The sequence below is a fragment of the Bradyrhizobium sp. WSM4872 genome (assembly GCF_055811715.1).
On sequence record NZ_JBVVPT010000001.1, the window covers coordinates 56658 to 78369 of the forward strand.

Genomic DNA, 21712 nt, shown 5'->3' on the forward strand with positions numbered 1-21712 from the left:
CTCTGGGGCGCCGCCCGGGTGCTGGGCGGCACCCCCGGTGACCCCGGTGGCGCCCTACGAAAACGCGGGGACTCTCCGCGCGGCGCAAGAAACCCGGATTTCGCTTCACTCCATCCGGGCTACGAACTGCCCTAAATCTCCAGCTCTGTGCCGAACTCCACCACCTGCTTGGTCGGCACGCCGAAGAACGCGGCGGAGCGTTCGGCGTTGCGTTGCAGGAAGGCGAATACGGTTTCGCGCCAGACCCACATGCCCGGCACGTCCTCGCGCGGGATGATGGTTTCGCGGCCGACGTAATAGGTGATGTCGGAGAGGTCGATGCCGGGGAGCTTGCCCTGGCGGCAGGCCAGGGTCAGCCCTTCGTAGATCGTCGGGTTCTGCATGAAGCCGTAATGCAGGACGACGCGGGTAATGCCGGGAATGATCTCGATCACCTCGATGCGGTCTTCGTCGGCGATGTGAGGAAGTTCCTCGATCAGCACGGTGACCAGGACGATGCGCTCGTGCAGCACGTGGTTGTGCTTGACGAACTGGGTCAGCGCCAGCGGCACGCCGCGGGGCGCCGAGGCCAGGAACACGGCGGTCCCGGGGAGTCTGGCGCTGCACTTGTTGACCGCGGTCTCGATCAGATCCTCTTCGGGCTGGCGCAGCTTCGCGCGTGCCGCTTCGACGAGCTTCACGCCGCTTCGCCAGGTCAGCATCAGGAAGGCGACGAGGGCGGCGAGCATCAGTGGAAACCAGCCGCCCTCGAACAGCTTGATCGAATTGGCCGAGAAGAAGATCACGTCGATCACGAAGAAGAATCCGTTCACGGCCACCACGAGCCATGGCGAATAGCCCCACTGGATCGCGACCAGGGCGGCGAGCAGCGTGGTGATCGCCATCAACAGCGACACCGCGATGCCGTAGGCGCCGGCCAGCGCATCCGAGCTGCCGAAGCCCAGGACGGCGCCGAGCGTTGCGGCGGCGAGCAGCCAGTTCACCAATGGCACATAGATCTGGCCGATCGCGTCGCTCGTGGTGTGACGGATCTGCATGCGGGGCAGGAAGCCGAGCTGGATCGACTGCTGCGTCAGCGAGAACACGCCGGAGATGATGGCCTGCGAGGCGATCACGGTTGCGACCGCCGAGAACGCGACCAGCGGATAGTGCAGGGCGTCAGGACAGAGCTGGAAGAACGGATTTTCGATCATGGTGGGATCGGTGATCAGCAGCGCGGCCTGGCCGAAATAGTTCAGCACCAGCGCGGGGAGGCAGATCGCGAACCAGGCCAGCCGGATCGGCAGGCGGCCGAAATGCCCCATGTCGGCATACATGGCTTCGCCGCCGGTCACCGCGAGGAAGGCGGCCCCCAGGATCGCGAAGGAGACATGAAAATCCTGGTGGATCAGGAAGTCGAAAGCATAGAGCGGGCTCAGCGCCGCCAGCACCGCCGGCGCCTTGACGATGCCGTGGATGCCGAGCGCTGCCAGCACGAAGAACCAGGCCAGCATCACCGGCCCGAAGATGCGGCCGATGAAGCCGGTGCCCTGCTTCTGCATCATGAACAGTCCGATCAGGATGACGACGGTCACGGGCACAACCGCCGGCGCGAGCGATGGTGCGTCGACCTTCAGACCTTCGATGGCTGAGAGCACCGAGATCGCCGGCGTGATCGCGCCATCACCGTAGAGCAGGGCGGCGCCGACGAGGCCGACGACCAGCAGATGCGCGCGCCAGGTACCGGGTTGGGCGTTGCGGGCATGCAGCAAGGCCAGCAGGGCGACGATGCCGCCTTCGCCGCGGTTGTCCGCACGCAGAATCAACAGCGCATATTTCAGCGAGATGATCAGCAACAGCGCCCAGAGGATCAGGGAGGCAACGCCCAGAACGGCATCGTTCGTCAATGTGCCGCCGTGGGCGGCAGCCTTGGCGGCTTCCTTCAGGGCATAGAGGGGGCTGGTGCCGATATCGCCATAGACCACCCCGAGGGCGCCCAAGGTCATGGCAAGCGGCAGTGGATCAGGTTGATGGCCGGAGGCGACTGCGGGCGTACTGGACAATGGTAACCCCCCGATGGGTTCGCGCCCGACGGGTCATTCCGGCGGGCGCGAGCATCGGGCAGTCTGCGACGGGACGTCGCAAATATCCATGGGTTATCTTTGCGGTTTATCGTTGGGACTAATCGGGAGGTTTCCTGACGCGAAACTGACAGCCCGCGCTACGGAGTGCGGTTGGCGGTCACGAGGCGGGCCTCGCGGATGTCGGCTTTGGTGCCGGCCTGGCGAAGGCAGGACGCCTCGAAATTCGGCCAGGCCTGCCGCGAGCAGTCCTTGCCGATAGTGCGGATATCGAGCCGGTCGCCCTTGGCGAGCGGTTGCGGCACGCTCGCTTCGACGGTGGGGGCGAAGCCGGGCAGGAGGGTGAGGGCGGCAGCAACACACGCAGAGATGGCGATCGCCGAAAAAGCCTTGATCATGACTGTCCCCTGTGATGCGGCCGCTACGCCCAGTGTGCGGCCCGTCGTTCGTTGGCCGGATTAGTAACCATGGCCAGTTTCCGGACGTCTTCGCGAACGCGGGAAATGGTTTCGTTCGCGCTCCGTTTTGTTTCGTGGCCGCCCTCAGGACGAAACAATTCAGCGCATTCCGACACGGTTTTGCGGAAAAACCGCCAGGGAACCGGACCGGCTTGCCGGGCCGGGCAGGGCGCGGTAGGACGTGGCCATGCCCCGCATTGCCTTCTATCCAGGTTCCTTCGACCCCATCACCAACGGCCATCTGGACGTGGTCCGGCACAGCGTGTCGCTGTGCGACAGGCTCGTTGTCGCGATCGGGGTGCACCCCGGCAAGAAGCCGCTGTTCTCGACCGAGGAGCGGCTCAAGATGCTCCATGACGTCTGCGGGCCGGTGGCGGCCCAGGCCGGCTGCGTGCTCGAAGCCGCGACGTTTGACGATCTGTCGGTGACATCGGCGCGCAAGCACGGTGCGACGATCATGATTCGGGGCCTGCGCGACGGCACCGACCTCGACTACGAGATGCAGCTCGCCGGCATGAACGAGGCCATGGCGCCCGAGGTGCATACGGTCTTCCTGCCGGCTTCTCCCATGGTCCGCCCGATCACCGCCACTTTAGTGCGCCAGATCGCAGCCATGGGCGGGGACGTCTCGGCTTTCGTCCCGCCGCTGGTTGCGGCCCAGCTCAAGGCAAAATTCGCCTGATAACGGCGCGTTTCCTTTCTCATCTCTGATCCGGAGTTATCATGATCCGAATTCTCGCATTTGTTGCCGCGGTTCTGTTCGCGGTGCCGGCCTTCGCGCAAGCCTTGCCGGCCGGCCTCGACAAGGCCAACGCCATCGTCATCGACTCCACCAAGGGCCGCATCGTCATCAAGCTGAGACCGGACCTCGCGCCCCAGCACGCCGAGCGCATCAAGCAGCTCGCGCGCGAGGGCTACTACAACAACGTGCCGTTTCACCGCGTCATGGACGGCTTCATGGCACAGACTGGTGACGGTCAGAACTTCAACGGCACCGGCGGGTCGAAATATCCGAACCTGAAGCAGGAATTCTCCAAGGTGCATTTTGCGCGCGGCATCGTCGGCATGGCCCGGCGCGGCGACAGCGTGGACACCGCCAATTCGCAGTTCTTCATCATGTTCGCCGACGGCGGCAGCCTCGACAACCAGTACACCGTGATCGGCGAGGTCGTGCAGGGCATGGACGTCGTCGACAAGCTCAAGAAGGCGCCTCCCGGATCGAGCGGCGGCACCGTCACCGATCCCGACAAGATGGTGAAGGTGCAGGTCGCTTCCGACATCAAATAGGAGAGACGATGGCGCGCTGCGGTGGCAAGCTCCTGCTGGTTGCCGCGGTGCTGCTGCTCGGCGTTCCCGGCGCAATCGCCGAGGACGCACAGGTCAACACCATCCAGGACATCTTCCGGCATCTGCGCACCTGCTGGAAGCCGCCGCCCGCCGCCAGGGCCCGCCCGATCGACATCACCGTCGTCGTGAGCTTCAACCGGGCCGGAAACATTCTGGGCCATCCGAGGATTACCTATGAATCCGCGGAGGCCTCCGACGAGGACCGACTGCAATACCGGGTCGCGGTGATGGAGGCATTGCAACGCTGCACGCCGATGCCATTTACCGATGCGATGGCCGGCGCCGCTGCGGGGCGTCCATTCGCGATCCAGTTTCGCAACCGCAAATCTTCACCTGACAGGACTTCACCCCCAACCCAAGAGAGACGAGCATGAGCGCCACCGAAAACACCCTGATCCTCGAGACCACGCAGGGCCCCGTCACCATCGAGATGCGGCCTGATCTGGCGCCCGGCCACGTCGCGCGCATCAAGGAACTCGTGCGCGAAGGCTTCTACGACGGCATCGTGTTCCATCGCGTGATCGACGGCTTCATGGCGCAGACCGGCTGCCCGCAGGGCACCGGCACCGGGGGCTCCGGCAAGAAGCTGAAGGCCGAGTTCAACAAGGAGCCGCATGTGCGCGGCACCACCTCGATGGCGCGCGCCGCCAGCCCGGATTCCGGCGACAGCCAGTTCTTTATCGTGTTCGACGACGCCCGCTTCCTCGACAACCAGTACACGGTGTGGGGCAAGGTCACCGAGGGCATGGAGAACGTCGACAAGATCAAGCGCGGCGAGCCCGTGCAGAACCCCGACAAGATCGTCAAGGCGCGGATGGCGGCGGATAAGGAGTAAGCGTTCAACCCTCATCCTGAGGAGCGCGGAACGCGCGTCTCGAAGGATGAAGGCCCCGCTGCTGCAGCTCGGCCTTCATGGTTCGAGACGGCGCTACGCGCCTCCTCACCATGAGGGTCCAACTGTACGGCCCCGAGCACGCGATGCGCACCGACCTCTTCGATTTCCACCTGCCGCCCGAGCGCATCGCGTTGCGCCCGGCGAGCCCGCGCGACTCCGCGAAGATGCTGGTTGTCGATCACGGCACGTTGCGCGACCAAATCGTCGCCGATCTGCCGCAATGGCTGAGGCCGGGCGACCAGCTCGTCGTCAACGACACCAAGGTGATCGCGGCGCAATTGAGCGGCCGTCGCATCGGCCGCGAGACCGAGCCAAAGATCGAGGCAACGCTGATCAAGCGCCTCGACGGCTCGCGCTGGCAGGCGCTCGTGAAGCCTGCCAAAAAACTCACAGCCGGCGACCGCATCCGCTTCGGCAATGAGGGCAAGGTCTGCCTGCTCGGCCATCTCGACGCCGAGGTCGAGGCCAAGGGCGTGGAAGGCGAGGTGACGCTCTCATTTTCGTTTCACGGCCCGACGCTGGATCAAGCCATCGCCGATCTCGGCAGCCCGCCGCTGCCGCCCTACATCGCCTCGAAACGTACGCCTGACGATCGGGATCTCGCCGACTACCAGACCATGTTCGCGGCGAATGAAGGCGCCGTTGCCGCGCCGACAGCCGGCCTGCATTTCACGCCGGCGCTGGAGCAGGCGCTGCACGCGCGTGGCGTCGGCATCAACCGCGTCACGCTGCATGTCGGGGCAGGGACCTTCCTGCCGGTGAAGGTGGACGACACCGAAGGCCACAAGATGCACGCCGAGTGGGGCACGCTCTCGGCCGAGACGGCGGAACGGCTCAACACCGCGCGCAAGAACGGCGGCCGTATCATCGCGGTTGGCACCACGTCGTTGCGCCTGCTCGAGAGCGCAGCCGGCGAGGACGGCACCATTGAGCCGTTCGCCGCCGAGACTTCGATCTTCATCACTCCCGGCTATCGCTTCCGCGCCGTCGATATTCTACTGACCAATTTCCATTTGCCGAAATCGACACTGTTCATGTTGGTGTCGGCGTTCTCCGGGCTGGAGACGATGCAGCAGGCCTATGCACACGCGATCGCGACCGGCTATCGGTTCTATTCGTATGGCGATGCGTGTTTGTTGTTTCGGGCGAGCGGTAGGGTGGGTTAGCGAAGCGTAACCCACCACTGTTTGTCTCCGCGGAAGCGAAAGAGGCGGGTTCGCCAAGCGGACTGCGCTTCGCGCAGCCGCCTGGCTAAGCACCCTACGATACCCGCTACGCCATCTGCCGCTGCGGCAGGAGCTCCGCGATCTGCACCGCGTTGAGTGCAGCGCCCTTGAGCAGCTGATCCGCCGCCACGAACATCGAGATCGAATGCCCGGAGGGGTCGCTGAGGTCCTTGCGGATTCGGCCGACCAGGACGTCGTCCTGACCCGAGGCGTCGATCGGCATCGGAAAGTAGTTCTTGGCTCGGTCGTCGACGATCTTGACGCCGGGCGCTCGCGCCATGATGGCGCGGACCTGGTCCTCGGTGATCGGCTTCTCGCATTCGAAGGTGATGGCCTCGCAATGAGCCCGCAGCACCGGCACGCGCACGCAGGTGACGCCGATCGCGATCTTGTCGTCCTCGAAGATCTTGCGGGTTTCGTTGATGACCTTGGTCTCTTCGTCGTTGTAGCCGGTGTCGGGGTCGATCGCCGTGTTGTGGTTGAAGAGGTTGAAGGCGTAGGGATGCGGCATCACCTTCGGCGTATAAACCTGCCCGTTGAGGTTGGCGCGGGTGGACTCGACCAGCTCGTCCATGGCGGCAGCGCCGGCGCCGGAGGCCGCCTGGTAGGTCGAGATGATTACGCGCTCGATGCGGTTGTTTTGGTGGATCGGCCACAGCGGCACCAGCGCCGTAATGGCGGCGCAGTTCGGGTTGGCGATGATGCCCTTGTGGTCGCGGATGCGGTTCGCGTTGATCTCGGGGATCACCAGCGGCACGTTCGGGTCCATGCGGAAGGCGGAGGAGTTGTCGACGACGACGGCACCCGCCTTGACCGCGATCGGCGCGTACTTCTTGGAGATGCTGCCGCCGGCGGAGAACAGGGCGATGTCGACGCCTTCGAGGGCGCGTTCGGTCAGCTCCTCGATGACGACGTCTTGCCCGCGGAACGACACCGTCTTGCCGGCCGAGCGGGCGCTGGCCAGCGCCTTGAGCTTGCCGACGCGAAAGCCGCGCTTGTCCATGGTGGCGATGAATTCGGCGCCCACCGCACCGGTGACGCCGACAATCGCGACGACGGGATCGTTACTCACTTTGTCCTCCATTGATTTGAGAATTCAGACAACAAAAAAGCCCCGGACCAACGAGGGCGGGGCTTCGGTAGAGTAGATTGCGTTCTAGTCGACGACTACACGCGCACGCCTCCCCGGGCCCCGAAGGCCGTGGTGGTTTTAGTCGTGCGTTTGGTGGTCGCGAACATGGCGGGAGCTTATGCGGGAGAGTTTTGCGCCCGTCAATGGCTTTTCGGCGGAATTGGCGCTACCGCTATTTGGTCCGGGCGCCCGGCGGTTCGAGGATGACCTCCTTGAGGTTGTCGCCACTGATGACGACGATCGCGAAATTCAGCCGGCCGCGTTCGCGCACCAGTCCGCCGCTGATCGCCTTGCCGGAGGCCGCGCGTTCGGCGACGTCCACGGCATCCGCCAGACGGTGCTTGATGGCACCGAGCGCTGCGAGGTTGCTGCGGTCGTCGAGGTCGAGCTCGGCGAGGGGCAGGGCGGCTTCGCCGCCGACGAGCTCGCCGGTCGCGGCATTGATGGTGTGGCGCCAGATCCGGTCGTTGTGCAGTGTCTTCACCCGGTAGACCGGCACGCCGGAGGCTCCGTCGAAACTCACATCCGCCGTGGTGGCACCGGCGTGGCGGGCTTCCGCAATCGCCATGGCCTGGTTGATCGAGATCGACGAGCTGCGGAATCGCTCGATCTCGCGACTGACCGCTTGGCGGTCGACCTCAGTGTCACCATCTGTGTCGCTATGAAGGGCGGTCGGCGTGCCCCCGCTCACGATCGCCCGCGCCGGCGCCGGGAGGAGGAGTGCGGACACGGCGATCGCGAGCAATCCCGAGATCCGTCGTTTGGCTGTCGTCATGCTCGAAACCCTCGGCCAGCGAGTGTGCCGGATGATCGTAAAGAATTTGCGGCCGACCTTGGGCATCGGTCGGCCGCTGAGCGTCGTGACGGGCTATTTCCGCCGCGGCGATCGAGGCGGTGCGGACCTCTTTGGGGCTGGTGAAAAAGCGATCCGCATCGCCCTATAATTAAACCATACCGTATCGTTTTGTTTTGGTCAACGGCGCGGGCGCGGAATCCCGTGGGAAGATCGCAGCCTCACGGAATTGTCAGCGGGATGGGCGCCGCCGCCGCGCGGTCTTGGCGGCGTCCTGAAGGCGGTCCGGAGGGCCAAGCGCACCGGCCAGGAACAGCTTGATGGCAACCCGCATGCGCTTTTCGGCGTCTTTCAGCTCGAGCGTCGTTCCGAACGTCGCCATGCGGTGGGTGTGCCCCACGACGACGTCGAGAAACACCTCGGCTGCGATCGTGGTGTCTTCGATGTCGAGCGCGCGTTGCGCCACCAGATGGTCGAAGAAGCGTGCCGTGGTGGCGACGGCCTTGAGCCAGCCTTCCTCCTTGCCGAGCTTGGCGATGTCGGGGAAGTTGATGGCCTGCGACGTCATCATGCGGCTGAAGGCGACGGCATCGGGACCGCAGGTGAATGTCAGCATCTCGCGCCCGATCTCGACCAGCCGCTGCTCGACCGAGATATCCGAGGCGCTGCCGAGCTGGGTCTCGGCAGCCGCCGATAGCGGTGCAAGCCATCGCGCGATCTCGCGCCGCAGCACGGCGGCGAACAATCCGCGCTTGTCTCCGTAACGGGCATAGACGGTGGGCTTGCTCACCCGCGCGGCTTCCGCGACCGCATCGAGCGAGGTGGCATCGAAGCCGCGATCCAGGAACAGGCGGGTGGCGACCTCGATCAGCCGCTGATCGCGCTCGATCGCGGCGCTTTTCGTCGGCCGGCCGCCGCGCGATTTCGGCACCTCGCGCCGCTGAGCTGCCGGTCTGGTCCTGGTCGCAGTCAATCCCATGCCCAATGATTCCTGCGCGGTCGTGACATCAGTGGTTGCTCTATAACGCGCAGCAGCGGGTGCGTCATGGCTAATCTGGCCGAATGAGCCCCATCGTCAACCGTCTCGGCGCGGCCCCGTTCCTCAGCGAGCGTGTCACGGAAGCGTTGACGTCCAGGCTTGGCCTGACGCCGCCTTCTCGTATCCGTACTGATACAGCGCCCGCATATAGGCGGTGTCGAATCCTTCCGAGGGGGCGGCCGGATAGTCGCGCGCGATGTAGGAGAGATGGAAGCCCAGGCGGTTGCGCCTGGCAAAATCATAGGTCGAGAAGATGATTGAGCGGGTCTGCGACTGGGTGATCGACGACAGGCTGCGTGAGGCGACGTCGATGGTGCTGTTGGAGACGAGCTCGAAATTGCGTTCGATCTTCTTGTTGACGAGGATGTAGATGTCCAGCTTCGCGGGGCCGGGCAGGCGACTGCCCTGGAAAAGCAGGGCTTCCGGCAGCGTCAGCACCGGGGCCGTCACGCCGCCGTCGACATGCATCTCCTGAAACCTGCGGCCCTCGCCTTCGGCGTCGATCATGATCGGCGGAAACACCAGCGGTATGCTGGCGGAGGCCGCCATCACGTCGCGAAACAGCTTGAGCGCCTCGGGTGTGCCGACCGCGGCGATCCTGCCCATGTCCCAGATTGCCGTGCGCTGGGTGTCGAGATCTGTCGTCACCACCAGCAGCCTTCGGCCCTTGGCGTTTTCACGGGCGACCTGCGCCATGATCTCCCGCCCGACATAGCGGGCGACGAGTTCGCGCAGCCGCGTGTTGCCGAACAGACCGGATCCGAACAGCACGCGCATGATGCTGGGATCACTCAACAGGCTCTCGGCGACGCCGCTGGTGTAGACCTCCTTCAGCGTGTCATCATATCGCGAGCCGAGAAACGCGAAAGGTGCGATCAGGCCGCCGGTGCTCACGCCCGAGACGACAGAGAAGCTGGGACGCGTTCTGGCCGCGGTCCAGCCGTTCAGCACGCCGACACCATAGGCGCCATCCGCGCCGCCGCCTGACAGCGCCAGGTAGGACTTGGTCGCGGTGCTGGTGTCCTTCTCGAAGCTGAATTTCGTGATGGGTTCGTCGGCGTAGCGCCGGAGGCCGTCGATATCGAGCACGCGCGACGTGCTGGCTTCGGTGGCCGTATAGGGCGTGCGGGGCAGGGAGGTGCAGGCGCCGAGCGCCAGGCTGCACGTCAGGACCAGGAACCCGAACAGGCGAGCGCCGGTCTGCCTTGTCCAGCCATGCGAACGGGAGGACGGCTCAGTCGAACTTGATGGGAAGGGCATTGTCGGTGGCTGGCGATCACGTGTCTACCGCCGCCGGCAACATCGCCGCGGCATCTCGTCCAACCCCCGAGGTAAAACTACACTGTGTCGTTTTGTTTAACAAGCGCCGACGCGCACAATTCCGTGTCCCAGATGTTGGTGGCCGTTGTCCCAGTCTGATGCATAAGCCGGCCGAAGCATCGCCTGAGCGGGTTGATCGGCCTGCTCCGACACGCAATAAGCACCGTCATGAATCGTCCTGACACCGGCCTGCCCAATCATTTCGAACTGCTCGCCACCGATGGCGCCGCGCGCACCGGGCGCCTGACCACGCCGCACGGCGTGGTGCGCACGCCCGCCTTCATGCCGGTCGGTACCGCCGGCGCGATGAAGGGCATGCACTGGCGCGAGGTGCGCGAGGCCGGTGCCGACATCGTGCTCGGCAACACCTATCATCTGATGCTGCGTCCCGGCGCCGAGCGGATCGCGGCACTTGGCGGCCTGCCGACATTCACCGGCTGGAACGGGCCGATGCTGACGGATTCCGGCGGCTTCCAGGTGATGTCGCTGGCGGATCTGCGCAAAGTCAGCGAGCAGGCCGTGACGTTCCGTTCGCATATCGACGGCGCCAAGGTCGAGCTGTCGCCGGAGCGCTCGATCGAGGTGCAGCGTTTGCTCGGCTCCGACATCGCCATGCAGATGGACGAATGCGTGCGACTGCCGGCCGAGCGCGCCGACATCGATCGCGCGATGCAATTGTCGCTGCGCTGGGCCGAGCGAAGCAAGCGCGCCTTCGAGAGCGCGCCCGACGGTTACATGCTGTTCGGCATCGTGCAGGGCGGCGACATCTCCCAGCTTCGCCATGCCAGCGCGCAAGGCCTCATCGAGATCGGATTCCATGGCTATGCGATTGGCGGCCTCGCCGTCGGTGAGCCGCAGGCCGTGATGCTCGCGATGATCGACGAGACAGCGCCGCTGCTGCCGAAAGAGCGGCCGCGCTATCTGATGGGCGTCGGCACACCCGACGACATCCTCGAGGCGGTCAAGCGCGGCATCGACATGTTCGACTGCGTGATGCCGACGCGCAATGGCCGGCACGGCGTTGCCTTTACACGCTTCGGCCAGGTTAATTTGCGCAACGCGCGCCACGCCGACGATCCCCGTCCGCTCGACGAAGAGAGCTCCTGGCCGTCGGCGCGTAGCTACGCGCGCGCCTATCTGCATCATCTCGTCAAGGCGGGCGAGACGCTGGGTGCGATGCTGCTGTCCGAGATCAATATCGCTTACTACCAGTCCCTGATGCAGGGCATCAGGGACGCGGTCGCACAGGGAACGTTCGAGGAGTTCTATCGGCGTACGCGCGAGGACTGGGCGAGGGGCGACATCGCCCCGCGCTAGGTCAATTCCGCAAGGTTGGATGAAGAGGAAACGTCAGTTGCAGACGATCCGCTGCTTGACGGCGTGCTTGGTCACGAAGCCGTAGCCGCAATTGTCGCAGGTCCAGAGATAGCTGATCAGGTGTTCCGACACATACGCAGAACCTTCGGCGGCGACCATGGAGTCGGCGCAGACGGGACAGGTGGGCAACTCACTGCACCGCGGAGCGCGGTTCGGTGCGACGGTCGACAACATTTCAGCGACTGCTGACATCGTGGTGACCTCCCAGCTTTGAGACCTAAGTCTAACATAAGCAGAATCAGTTGACGAGGTCGCAACACAAATGCGTTGGTTTTCTGATAATTACAGCTCACGTGATTTTGCGATGCAGCGTATTTAACATGTGCCGCAATGTCGCTTGCGTGTCGCCGCAGGCTGTCTCTAACTGCGCAACAGCTGCAACAGAAGCACAATCATCGCCACAGGGAGTTCATCATGGACGCATCGTCCACCACGGGTGCAGCGCACCAACCCGGCCGCGGCCGGATCTATGACTCGATCGTCGATGCTTTTGGCGACACGCCGATCGTGCGCTTGCGCCAGTTGCCGGGTATGCATGGCGTGAACGCGACCATTTTGGCAAAGCTCGAATATTTCAATCCCGCCGCAAGCGTGAAGGATCGCATCGGCGCGGCGATGGTCATCGCGATGGAGAACGCCGGCATCGTCAAGCCCGATACCGTGCTGATCGAACCGACCTCCGGCAATACCGGCATCGCGCTGGCCTTCGTCGCGGCGTCGCGCGGCTACAGGCTCAAGCTGGTCATGCCGGAGTCGATGTCGATCGAACGACGCAAGATGCTGGCCTTTCTGGGCGCTGAGCTGGTGCTGACACCGGCCGCGCAAGGCATGAAGGGCGCGATTGCGACGGCCGAAGAGCTGTTGAAGACGACGCCGAATTCGGTGATGCCGCAGCAGTTCAAGAATCTCGCCAATCCCGAGGTGCACCGCCGCACCACCGCGGAGGAGATCTGGAACGACACCGGCGGTAACATCGACTTCTTCGTCGCCGGCGTCGGCACCGGCGGCACCATCACCGGCGTCGGCCAGGTGCTGAAGCCGCGCAAGCCCTCGCTGCGCGTGGTCGCGGTCGAGCCGGAGGAGAGCCCGGTGCTGTCGGGCGGCCAGCACACGCCGCACAAGATCCAGGGCATCGGTGCGGGCTTCGTGCCTGACATCCTTGACCGCTCGGTGATCGACGAGATCCTGAAGATCAACTCGACGACGGCGATCGAGACCTCGCGGGCGCTGGCGCGGCATGAGGGCATTCCGGGCGGCATCTCCTCGGGCGCGGCGATCGCCGCGGCCCTCGAGATCGGCAAGCGGCCGGAAGCTGCGGGAAAGACCATCCTGGCTATAGTGCCGTCCTTCTCCGAGCGGTATCTTTCGACGGCTCTGTTTGAGGGAATCTAGGACATGGCGGATCAACCACCGAGGCGGCCGCGGACGTTGGGCGACGCCAGGACGGAGGCCGAGGCGGCGTTCAAGAAGGTGACGGCGAAGGTCGCTGCGGCGCCGCCGAAGCAGAACGTGGCGCCGGGGGTCAAGGAGCAGGTCACGCTGCGGATAGACCAGGACGTGCTCGAGCATTTCCAGTCCGGCGGGCCCGGCTGGCAGGATCGCATCAACGAGGCGCTGCGAAAGGCCGCGGGGAAGTAGACGCCAAAGGTTGAGGGACTCGCAACGAAAAAGCCCGGCGCGAGCCGGGCTTTTGTATTTGCGATTGGCCTCGCCTCAGCGGCGGAACATGCCGCCCATCATGCCGCCGACCACACCGCCGACGAAGGCTGCGCCAGCGTCGCCGCCGCCGCGATGCTGGGCCGGTGCGCTCTGCGCCTGGGCCGGGGCACGTCGGGCCGGCTTCGCGCTTTCATCGCTCGCAGTGGCCGGCGCGGAGGCCACGATCTCCGACAGCAGGGCCTTGTGCTGGAGCTTGTTGAGATAGCCCGTCGACGGATAGCCACGTGCCGCCTGCCAGCGCTTGAGCACTGTACGGGTGTCCTCGCTGAACGCGCCGGTGACCTTGGTGTCGAATCCAAGTCCGGTCAGGCGACGCTGCACGTCGCGGCGCTGGCCCTTGTCGAGGCCGATCTGGTCCTCGGTGAGTTGGCTGGCGTCGTCGGTAAAGGTAGCAGGATCGACGCCGGCGTTGAGGTTGCGGGTCGTCGTCGACGGGCCGCTCTTGATCGCGGCGAGCCGCGCCAGTGCCAGCGCCTTGAACTGGCCGTTCGGGTAGGTGGAGAGGTAGGCGTTGAGCTCTTCGGGCTTGTTGCTCTCCTTGACCGAGCGCCAGTATTCGAGCTCGACACCATCCGAATTGCCGCCCGTTGCCGCGGGCACGACGCCAGCAGCCGTCGGTGCCGCATTGGCGACCTGCGTCGTCGGAGCCTGGTTGAGATAGACCGCGCCGATCAAATTGGTGTGGCCCCAGGGGAGCTGCCCCTTGTGGGTCTCCTCATTGACCTGGGCGCGGACCGACGTCATCGCCTGCTGGATCTCGACACCGGGCTTGGTGATGTTGTCGATCAGCGCACGGGTGAACGGGCTATTGTTGCCCTCCTGGCCGTCGAGCGCGGTCTGGCCCGGGCCGGTGGCGAACGCGATCAGCGTGCCTTCGCCGGATTTCATCTCGGCAAGACCGCTCTGTACGTTGACGCTGCGAGTCGCGGAGTTCGACTTGATCTTGGCGGCGAACGGATTGTCGCGGCAGGCGTCGAGGAAGACCAGCTTGACCTTGGCGTCGCCCATGGTCTGCTCTAGCGTCAGATCGATGTTGATGGCGGCACCGAGCTTGACGTCCATCTCCGATTTGATGTCGGCGTCGACAGGCAGAAGATAGTTGGAGCCGCCGACCGCGATGCCGTGACCGGCATAATAGAACACTGCGACATCGGAGCCCTGCGCCTTGCGGCCGAAGTCGAGCAGCTTCTCCGTCATCTGGTCGCGCGAGAGGTTCGAACCTTCGATCACCTCGAAGCCGACATTGCGCAGCGTTGCCGCCATCGCCTTGGCGTCGATCGGCGGGTTCGGCAATTGTGCGACGTTCTTGTAGGTGCCGTTGCCGACGACGAAAGCAACACGGCGGTCGGCCTTCGCGGCACTGACCGACAGTGCCATGCACATCAGCGACGCGAGGAGGGTGAGAGTGCGCATCTGGAATCCCCAACAGAATCGAAATTGGCAGGCAGCAACAAATTGGCAACGAACTTACACGAAGAGCCCGATTTGGCCACCAAGACTTGGCGCCACCAAAACGGCAGTTCGTCGCGTTCAACCCGCTGCTGTGTGGCAGAATGTGCACGATGGAGTCCCTCTCCAGCGTGATCCAAATCACACGGCCACTTGGTTTTGTCGCGCGAGGCGGCGCGAGGTTCAGCGCGCGCGGGCGGGAAACGGCGAAGCCGGCTTTAGATTCAGGAGATTGCCGAACAGGATCAGCGCGGCGCCGACCAGCGTCCAGGTGTCAAGCCGCTCCGAATACAGCAGCCAGCCAGCGGTCGCGGTCAATGGAACCCGCAGGAAGTCCATGGGAACAACGATGGTCGCATCCGCATAGCGCATCGCGCTGGCGAGGCAGTAGTGCGAAAACGTGCCGCAGACGCCGATCACGCCGACCCATGCCCAGACATAGGCGGAGGGCCACGTCCAGACGAACAACGTCGGAATCAAGCCCGCGACCGATTGCACCACCAGCATCCAGAACAGGATCGATAGCGCACTTTCGGTACGGGTCAGCGATTTGACCAGCACCATGGACACGCCAAAGCCCATCGCGGCGCCGAGCGCAATGAGCTGACCGGGATTGATCTCGCCGGTGGCGGGTCGGACGATGACGATCACACCGAAAAGGCCAAGCGCGATGGCGGCGATCTTCCACGACGTCATGCGCTCAGAGAGGAGGCTCGCTGCGAGCAGCGCCGTCCAGATTGGCATGGTGAACTCGATAGCCACCACTTGGCCGATCGGGATCAGCGTCAGCGCGAAGAACCAGCCGAGCTGCGCAACATAGTGCACCAAATTGCGCCCGATGTGCTGCGGCAGGCGCGATGTCCTGAGCACCTTGAAGCCGCCGGCCCGATAGATGATCGGCGAAAGCAACAGGAAGCCTAGCAGCGAACGCACTTCCATGATCTGAAATACGTTCAGCTCGCGCGTGGTCTCGCGCCCGGCGACCGCCATGACCAGCATCAGCGACAGCCAGCCCGCCATCCACAGGGCAGCCATCGTTTTGGACGGTGTGGTGTTCATCGGCGCGGGTGTGGGAGGCGAGGGTCCTGAGGGAGGGCCGGTATCGGCGACATCGTCGCCGTTTGCAACGGCCAAATCTGCCGGTGCAGCGATGCATGGCGGCGTGCTAAGGCATCACCGAACAACGAGAAAAATCGGGAGATCTTCGCTTATGGACATCTTGCAGCCGGCCGAGTGGAAAAAACCGCGCGGCTTTTCCCATGGTGTCGTGGTCGAGGGGCCGGGCCGCTGGGTGGTGCTGGCCGGCCAGACCGGCAGCGACGAGACCGGCAATTACGCGCCTGACATGGCAGCGCAGGTCGGGACCGCGCTGAAGCGGATCATCAAGCTGCTGGGCGAGGCCGGCGCCGGCCCCGAGCATATCGTCCGCCTGACCTGGTACCTGACCAGCCGAAGCGAATATGAGGCAGCCGGGGCCGGCATCGGCGCGGCCTGGAAGGAAACGCTGGGGCGCAATTTCCCGCCCTCGACCTTGCTCTACATCGGCGGCCTCGTGGACGACCGGGCCAAGGTCGAGATCGAGGTCACGGCGTTCGTGCCGGGCACATAAAAAATCGACCCGGCGAGATCGCCGGGTCGATTGTCAATCTACTCGTATCGGGCTAGCGCGACAGCGAGATGTTGGCGCCGCGGAACTGGCTGTCGGCGCGCATCGTGACGTTCTGCTTATTGCCGGACGTCTTCAGCGAGATGTTGGCGTTGAAGCCGGCGGTGGAGGCGAGCAGCTCATAGTTTCCGCCGGCGCCGCGACCTGAAAGGGAGCCGCTGATATTGCGGCTGGCCTCGGACCAGCTGCCTGCGATGGCGCTGCCTTCAGCCTTGACGTTGGCGCCGAGGTTGAACTTGTAGGCGTCGCTGGCGCAGGTCAGAGACAACTCCATAGTCGGTCCGATCGGAGCGTATTTGGCCCGGCAGCGGATCCGCTCGGTCGAGCCGTCATCCAGGGTCACCGTTCCTGAGCCGCTCCAGCTGCCGGCCAGCGGGGCGAACGGACCGGACTGGGCCTTGCTCTCGGAATTGGCAATTCCGGCCGCAAACATAACGGCGGCCGCGAGACCGCTGGTCAAGATTTTTCTATTGGCGCGATGCTTCCCATCGCCCGCTGCACGGTATGCCTGCAGATGCTCCATTCCACTTCCCCGATCCGGCGTTGCCGCTGAGTTGACCGTTGGCATATGCACCATTGATCGAAACTTTCACAAGACCCTCCCGGCCGATGGTGCCGGAAACGTTAGCGCCGGGGGCGGTGATCTTGCCGTCGGCAACCGTCAGCAAGGAGCTTGCGGTCGGCTCGCAGGAACCGCTCTTGGTGACGATGGTGACCTGCCAGTTGCCATCATAGGGAGTCTGGGCGAAAGCGGGCGCGGCGAGGGAGATAACTGAAGCGGCACAGAACGCCGCAATGCGAGCAAAACGCATAAAATCCGTCCTTGAATTTGTCTGATATGCTGACCCTTATTCGGGCCAAATGTGACGGAAATTTGGTGCGGTGCCAAATCGAAAATTGTTCCTGTGGGAACAATGGTTTATTTGGGTTTCCGGCTGCAATTTTCGAAGCAGAATCAACGCCCCTTCACGTTAAGGGTAAACGTCGGGACAGCGACTCAGGAAACGGGCTCAGGAAAGGGGATCAGGAAAGGGGCTTTAGGAAAGACTTGGCGCCGAGGTCGCGAACTGCTCGTCCTGAGTCTTGGACGGCAGCGCCTTGTGGACCTTGGCATAGTCGATCACGTCGGCCAGCAATTTGAGCCCGAGCGGGGCCAGCGCGCGCTCCCACAGCTCCCGGGCCGTCTCGCCCTTCTTGACGAAGCACCACTCCTGGGCGGCGATGGCGCCGGCGTCCATGCGGTCGGCGAGGTGATAGATCGTGCCGCCCGCGATCGGATCGCCTTCCTTGATGGTCCATTCCACGGCCGCCTTGCCGCGGTGGCGCGGCAGCAGCGAGGGATGATAGCCGATCCCGCCCAGCTTCGCTGCCTCGAGCGCGTCCTTGCCGATCCGGGCGTGGCTGTGCGCGGTGACGATCAGATCGGTGTCAGGGGCGATCTCGGAGGCGACCACCAGCTTGGGATTGGCCTGGACCACGACGTCGATGCCTGCCGCCTTGGCGGTTGCGGCGAGACGATCCTCGGCGTCGGCCACCACGACCCGCACGATCGAGACACTGTGCTCCCGGAGCATGTTCAGGGTGGTCACGCCGAAATGGCGGGAGCCGACGAGGGTAATGCGCATGGGTGTCCGATCCGTCTCGCAACTGCGTCATCTCCCGATAACACGTCCGGACGTCCTGTCACCACCCGCGCCGGGTTTGCGCCGGTTATCAACAATGCGCCGGGCGAGGGTGCGATGAATTCCGCGATTGCGGCGCCGGCCGGTCCGGTGCTTCCATGCGCGCATGGCATCGGCTCGGAGCGAACGCATGCGGAGCGCGTGGTTTGTCCTTCTCGCGGCCCTGGTCGCAACCACTCCGGCGTACGCCGGCGGACCACCCTATCCGGCGGTTCCGCCCGAGGTTGGGGTGGCACCGTTCATCGGCCCGACCTGGGACACCTATCGCTGCGCGGAAGGGCCGGTCATCAATTTCTATCACGGCGCCTATTACGGCGAGGAGCCGCCGGCACTCTATCGGGGCTACGTGTACCGGCCGCATTACCGCTACAGCGCCTACCGCAGGCTGCCGCGCAAATATTTCTGCGCCACAGACTAGCCGTGCCACGCCGCCACGGTCGGGCGTCGATTAGAGATAGGCCTGTTCCTGTGTTTCGTTTTTAACACAGAGATCCAGGATTTGCCGTTAGAACGTGGATCCACCGGGGCTGGCGACATTTCAACCCGCATTCGTTTTCGAACCCGGATTTGGCCGCTGGCGTAATTGCCAGCGGCTTTTTCGTGTTCGGCCATCACGAAATCATCTGACGGTAACATGATCTCAACCAGCTTGGCGTATCGACGAATCCGTCGCGGATTTGTATTGCGTACCGCGACACCGAGATCGTCCCGCCGGCGTGGGTGCGCCGTGCGGGCTTTTTCGCCGGGACCGATTTCATGCCGAGCGCGATTGAGCAGATCGTCGACGTCTATGTCCGACTGAAGAACCGGCGCGGCCTCGACGAGCTGATGATGCACAGACAGCGGCTTGCGGTCGATCTGAAGAGCAGGTCCGGCTACGACTTCAGCCTGCCGATCGGCCAGATCGACGACGAGATCGCGATCATCGAAGCCGGCCTCAGCCGGCTCAAGGCGGGCGATACCGCCGCGACGGACGACGGCCGGCCAGTTTGACGCTCAGTCGCGCCGGCCGCCGTCGATGACGGTGAACAACGGCCGTGCCGAGGTCGGCTCGACCAGCAATTCCTCAACCAGCGCGGTCGCCGCATCGACATATTTGCGCGTCGGCTTGTCGAGGGGGCGCGTGGCCTCGTCGTCGAGCGCGACCTTTGCGGCCTCGACCAGCTTGCGCATTCGCGCGGCGTGGTCATCGCCCGCCGTCAGCGTCGCGCGGGCCAGCGAGCGCAGCACGAACAGCTCGCCCTCGAGGCGGAGCAGACGGTCGTTGAGCCTGGTGAGGACGGCGTTGAGGTCGGCCATGGCGCGCGTTCGTTTTCGGAAGATCCATCCTGCTCTAGCGGCGATCGGTGAACGGAGTCCAAACGACATCGGCGCAATTGGGGCGATCTCCGCTCAAGGTGCGCTCCGCGCCAGATAGTCGCGCGCGAAGGCGAGATACCAATCGAGGCAGGCGGGATTGGCCATCGCCTCCCGGTTGATGACCTTCTCGACGGGCTGGCCGAGCAGCAGCTTCTTGATCGGCAGCTCCTGCTTCTTACCCGAGAGCGTGCGCGGAATCTCGGCGACCGCAAAAATCTCGTTGGGCAGGAAGCGGCGCGAAAGGCCTGCCTCGATCGCCTTGTTGATCCTGGCCCGCATCGCCTCGTCGAGCGCGACGCCTTCACGCAGCACCACGAACAGCGGCATGTAGCTGTCACGGCCGAGATATTCGAGATCGACGACGAGGGAATCCAGCACCTCGGGCAAGGCCTCGATCGCGGAATAGAGTTCGCTGGTGCCCATGCGCAGGCCATGCCGGTTGATGGTGGCATCGCTGCGGCCATAGATGATGCAGGAGCCGTCCGGGTCGACTTTGAGCCAGTCGCCGTGCCGCCACACGGGCCCGCGGCCGCTGCCGTCGAAATTGTCCGGATAGGTCTCGAAATAGCTCGCGCGATAGCGCGCATCGCCCTTGTCGTTCCAGAAATAGAGCGGCATCGACGGCATCGGCTCGGTGCAGACGAGCTCGCCGACCTCGCCGATGACGGCGCGGCCCTGTTCGTCGAAGGCTTCCACGGCAGCACCCAGCAGACGGCACTGCATCGCACCCGGCGTCTGCGGCAGTTCGCGATTGCCGCCAATGAAGGCGCCGGCGAAATCCGTGCCGCCGGAGATGTTGGCCCACCAGATATCGGCCTGCGCCTTGCTGCCATTGGCCTTCGCGAGCGCCGCGAAGCGGTCGTTGAACCAGGCTTGCGTGTCGGCGCTCAATGGAGAGCCGGTCGAGCCGAGACAACGCAATCGCGAGAGATCGCCGGCGGCGAGGTCAACCTCGGCCTTGGCGCAGTTGGCGAAGAACGCCGCGCCCGCGCCGAAGAAGGTCGCTTTGGATTGCGCGACGAAGCGCCACAGCGTGGTCCAGTCCGGCTTGTCCCTGGCGCCGCCGGGACTGCCGTCGAAAATGCAGCAGGTGGTGCCGCTGAGCAGGCCGCCGACTTGCGAGTTCCACATGATCCAGCCGGTCGAGGAGTACCAGTGATAGCGCTCGCCGAACGAGTTCTCGTGGTAGGAGCAGCCGAGATCGTTGTGCAATCCCAGCAGCGCCAGCACCACGATGACGATGCCGCCATGGCCGTGCACGATCGGCTTCGGCAGGCCGGTGGTGCCGCTGGAATAGACGATCCAGAGCGGATGATCGAACGGCAGCCACGCGGGCTCGAACGCGTCGATCTCCGCGCCCGTCGTTGCGACAATGTCGGAGAGCAGGGCGTCCGCCGCTGCGGGCGCGGCCTCGCCGTGCAGGATGACGTGCTCGACCGTCGGCAGCGATCGCTGCAACTCGGCGAGGACGTCTTTGCGATCGTGCCGGCGGCCGGCATAGGTGACGGCGTCGCAGGCGATCAGCACTTTGGGTTCGATCTGCTTGAATCGGTCGATCACGGCTGGCGCGGCCATGTCGGGCGCGCACACGCTCCAGACCGCGCCGATGCTGGCGCTCGCCAGGAATGCGATGATGGTCTCGGGGATGTTGGGCAGATAGGCGGCGACGCGGTCGCCGGGCTTGATGCCTTTTTCTTTGAGATGCAGTGCGAGGGCAGCGGCCTTGCGCCGCAGCTCCGGCCAGCTCGTCTCGCAAAGCTTGCCGTCCTCGCCACAGCTGACGATCGCGGGCAGGCCGGCGGCATCCGCCGCGTCAACATGGCGAAATACCTGCCGGGCATAGTTGACCTGGGCGCCGGGAAACCAGACCGCGCCGGGCATCTTGCGCTCGGTGATCACGGCCGCAAACGGCGTTGGCGATTGCAGATCGTAATAGTCCCAGATGCTACGCCAAAAGCCGTCGAGATCGCGCACCGACCATTGCCGCATGTCCTCGTAGCTGGCGAAGGTGAGGCCGCGCTGCTCGGCGAGCCAGGTGCGGTAAAGGGCGATCTGCGGAACGAAAGCTGCGGTCATTGCGTGTCGGCTTCAGTTGCGGGGCGGCGAGTTTAACCGGCGCCGCAGAGGAGCAGAAGCCGCAGTTTGGGCAGGCCGCTTTGACGGGAGTAGCTGGTCTGGGTCCGCTGGAAG

General features: G+C 64.5%; 26 protein-coding genes. 12 read left to right on the plus strand and 14 right to left on the minus strand.

All coding sequences use genetic code 11. The features are described from left to right. Window positions 1-131: 131 nt before the first annotated feature. Entirely contained in the window at window positions 132-1985 is a 1854-nt protein-coding gene (locus tag AC0L3C_RS00260; RefSeq protein ID WP_473407098.1) for a potassium transporter Kup, read from the minus strand. Between the two features lie 215 nt (window positions 1986-2200). Beyond that, window positions 2201-2458 (minus strand): hypothetical protein, encoded by a 258-nt coding sequence (locus AC0L3C_RS00265; protein WP_473266511.1) that lies wholly within the window; start codon window positions 2456-2458, stop codon window positions 2201-2203. 247 nt (window positions 2459-2705) lie between these two features. Between AC0L3C_RS00265 and coaD the strand changes: the two genes are divergently transcribed. The 5 genes from coaD to queA all read left to right on the plus strand — a co-directional run bounded on the left by coaD (window position 2706) and on the right by queA (window position 5926). After that, a complete protein-coding gene (gene coaD, locus AC0L3C_RS00270) occupies window positions 2706-3200 on the plus strand; it encodes a pantetheine-phosphate adenylyltransferase (protein WP_007610644.1) in 495 nt (164 codons plus the stop codon). Between the two features lie 41 nt (window positions 3201-3241). After that, entirely contained in the window at window positions 3242-3805 is a 564-nt protein-coding gene (locus tag AC0L3C_RS00275) for a peptidylprolyl isomerase (RefSeq protein ID WP_473266509.1), read from the plus strand. Between the two features lie 8 nt (window positions 3806-3813). Further along, window positions 3814-4239 carry a hypothetical protein gene (locus AC0L3C_RS00280; protein WP_063996246.1) on the plus strand — a complete coding sequence of 142 codons (426 nt, stop codon included), beginning with the start codon at window positions 3814-3816 and terminating at the stop codon, window positions 4237-4239. Then, the gene (locus AC0L3C_RS00285) at window positions 4236-4700 is read left to right on the plus strand and encodes a peptidylprolyl isomerase (protein WP_473266507.1); all 465 of its coding nucleotides are present in this window, start codon (window positions 4236-4238) and stop codon (window positions 4698-4700) included. Before AC0L3C_RS00280 ends, AC0L3C_RS00285 begins: the two co-directional genes overlap by 4 nt. A gap of 143 nt (window positions 4701-4843) precedes the next feature. Then, the gene (gene queA, locus AC0L3C_RS00290) at window positions 4844-5926 is read left to right on the plus strand and encodes a tRNA preQ1(34) S-adenosylmethionine ribosyltransferase-isomerase QueA (protein WP_473266513.1); all 1083 of its coding nucleotides are present in this window, start codon (window positions 4844-4846) and stop codon (window positions 5924-5926) included. Window positions 5927-6032: 106 nt separating this feature from the next. Here queA and AC0L3C_RS00295 read toward each other — a convergent pair whose 3' ends face one another. Both AC0L3C_RS00295 and AC0L3C_RS00300 read right to left on the minus strand, forming a co-directional pair. Further along, window positions 6033-7070 (minus strand): aspartate-semialdehyde dehydrogenase, encoded by a 1038-nt coding sequence (locus tag AC0L3C_RS00295; protein ID WP_473406853.1) that lies wholly within the window; start codon window positions 7068-7070, stop codon window positions 6033-6035. Between the two features lie 220 nt (window positions 7071-7290). Then, window positions 7291-7893 (minus strand): PepSY domain-containing protein, encoded by a 603-nt coding sequence (locus AC0L3C_RS00300; RefSeq protein WP_473266503.1) that lies wholly within the window; start codon window positions 7891-7893, stop codon window positions 7291-7293. On the opposite strand from AC0L3C_RS00300, the gene AC0L3C_RS00305 reads away from it, so the two are divergent. After that, entirely contained in the window at window positions 7892-8062 is a 171-nt protein-coding gene (locus tag AC0L3C_RS00305; RefSeq protein WP_473266501.1) for a hypothetical protein, read from the plus strand. The two genes, AC0L3C_RS00300 and AC0L3C_RS00305, sit on opposite strands and share 2 nt — an antisense overlap. An 81-nt stretch (window positions 8063-8143) precedes the next feature. On the opposite strand, the gene AC0L3C_RS00310 is transcribed toward AC0L3C_RS00305, so the two are convergent. Both AC0L3C_RS00310 and AC0L3C_RS00315 read right to left on the minus strand, forming a co-directional pair. Next, entirely contained in the window at window positions 8144-8890 is a 747-nt protein-coding gene (locus tag AC0L3C_RS00310) for a TetR/AcrR family transcriptional regulator (protein ID WP_473266499.1), read from the minus strand. Window positions 8891-9025: 135 nt separating this feature from the next. After that, entirely contained in the window at window positions 9026-10210 is a 1185-nt protein-coding gene (locus AC0L3C_RS00315; RefSeq protein ID WP_473406854.1) for a patatin-like phospholipase family protein, read from the minus strand. 228 nt (window positions 10211-10438) lie between these two features. Between AC0L3C_RS00315 and tgt the strand changes: the two genes are divergently transcribed. Further along, window positions 10439-11587: a tRNA guanosine(34) transglycosylase Tgt gene (gene tgt, locus AC0L3C_RS00320; protein ID WP_473406855.1), complete on the plus strand. Its 1149-nt coding sequence runs from the start codon at window positions 10439-10441 to the stop codon at window positions 11585-11587. Window positions 11588-11620: 33 nt separating this feature from the next. Here tgt and AC0L3C_RS00325 read toward each other — a convergent pair whose 3' ends face one another. After that, complete coding sequence (locus AC0L3C_RS00325; protein ID WP_473266492.1) at window positions 11621-11839, minus strand: hypothetical protein; 219 nt, start codon at window positions 11837-11839, stop codon at window positions 11621-11623. Window positions 11840-12061: 222 nt separating this feature from the next. Between AC0L3C_RS00325 and cysK the strand changes: the two genes are divergently transcribed. Together cysK and AC0L3C_RS00335 are read left to right on the plus strand one after the other, a co-directional pair. Beyond that, the gene (gene cysK / locus AC0L3C_RS00330) at window positions 12062-13039 is read left to right on the plus strand and encodes a cysteine synthase A (RefSeq protein ID WP_473266489.1); all 978 of its coding nucleotides are present in this window, start codon (window positions 12062-12064) and stop codon (window positions 13037-13039) included. 3 nt (window positions 13040-13042) lie between these two features. Beyond that, window positions 13043-13285 (plus strand): BrnA antitoxin family protein, encoded by a 243-nt coding sequence (locus tag AC0L3C_RS00335; RefSeq protein ID WP_007610629.1) that lies wholly within the window; start codon window positions 13043-13045, stop codon window positions 13283-13285. A 75-nt stretch (window positions 13286-13360) separates the two neighbouring features. Here the strand turns inward: AC0L3C_RS00335 and AC0L3C_RS00340 are convergent, their stop codons facing one another. Together AC0L3C_RS00340 and AC0L3C_RS00345 are read right to left on the minus strand one after the other, a co-directional pair. Continuing rightward, window positions 13361-14779: a caspase family protein gene (locus AC0L3C_RS00340; protein ID WP_473406856.1), complete on the minus strand. Its 1419-nt coding sequence runs from the start codon at window positions 14777-14779 to the stop codon at window positions 13361-13363. A 219-nt stretch (window positions 14780-14998) separates the two neighbouring features. Continuing rightward, on the minus strand, window positions 14999-15874 hold the full coding sequence (locus AC0L3C_RS00345; protein WP_473282331.1) for a DMT family transporter: 876 nt from the start codon (window positions 15872-15874) through the stop codon (window positions 14999-15001). Between the two features lie 151 nt (window positions 15875-16025). Here AC0L3C_RS00345 and AC0L3C_RS00350 point away from each other — a divergent pair, with 151 nt between their 5' ends. Next, on the plus strand, window positions 16026-16424 hold the full coding sequence (locus AC0L3C_RS00350; RefSeq protein ID WP_473266481.1) for a RidA family protein: 399 nt from the start codon (window positions 16026-16028) through the stop codon (window positions 16422-16424). 52 nt (window positions 16425-16476) lie between these two features. Here the strand turns inward: AC0L3C_RS00350 and AC0L3C_RS00355 are convergent, their stop codons facing one another. From AC0L3C_RS00355 to AC0L3C_RS00365, 3 genes are all read right to left on the minus strand, one after another. Then, complete coding sequence (locus AC0L3C_RS00355) at window positions 16477-17004, minus strand: hypothetical protein (RefSeq protein WP_473406857.1); 528 nt, start codon at window positions 17002-17004, stop codon at window positions 16477-16479. Further along, on the minus strand, window positions 16949-17293 hold the full coding sequence (locus AC0L3C_RS00360; RefSeq protein WP_473266478.1) for a hypothetical protein: 345 nt from the start codon (window positions 17291-17293) through the stop codon (window positions 16949-16951). Before AC0L3C_RS00360 ends, AC0L3C_RS00355 begins: the two co-directional genes overlap by 56 nt. Before the next feature lie 225 nt (window positions 17294-17518). Continuing rightward, the gene (locus tag AC0L3C_RS00365) at window positions 17519-18106 is read right to left on the minus strand and encodes a formyltransferase family protein (protein WP_473266476.1); all 588 of its coding nucleotides are present in this window, start codon (window positions 18104-18106) and stop codon (window positions 17519-17521) included. A gap of 187 nt (window positions 18107-18293) precedes the next feature. Here AC0L3C_RS00365 and AC0L3C_RS00370 point away from each other — a divergent pair, with 187 nt between their 5' ends. Next, window positions 18294-18581 (plus strand): hypothetical protein, encoded by a 288-nt coding sequence (locus AC0L3C_RS00370; RefSeq protein WP_473266474.1) that lies wholly within the window; start codon window positions 18294-18296, stop codon window positions 18579-18581. Window positions 18582-18919: 338 nt separating this feature from the next. After that, complete coding sequence (locus tag AC0L3C_RS00375) at window positions 18920-19156, plus strand: hypothetical protein (RefSeq protein ID WP_473282334.1); 237 nt, start codon at window positions 18920-18922, stop codon at window positions 19154-19156. A 3-nt stretch (window positions 19157-19159) separates the two neighbouring features. Here the strand turns inward: AC0L3C_RS00375 and AC0L3C_RS00380 are convergent, their stop codons facing one another. Together AC0L3C_RS00380 and AC0L3C_RS00385 are read right to left on the minus strand one after the other, a co-directional pair. Further along, complete coding sequence (locus AC0L3C_RS00380; protein ID WP_007590765.1) at window positions 19160-19462, minus strand: hypothetical protein; 303 nt, start codon at window positions 19460-19462, stop codon at window positions 19160-19162. Window positions 19463-19555: 93 nt separating this feature from the next. Further along, the gene (locus AC0L3C_RS00385; RefSeq protein WP_473406858.1) at window positions 19556-21598 is read right to left on the minus strand and encodes an acetoacetate--CoA ligase; all 2043 of its coding nucleotides are present in this window, start codon (window positions 21596-21598) and stop codon (window positions 19556-19558) included. Window positions 21599-21712: the final 114 nt, after the last annotated feature.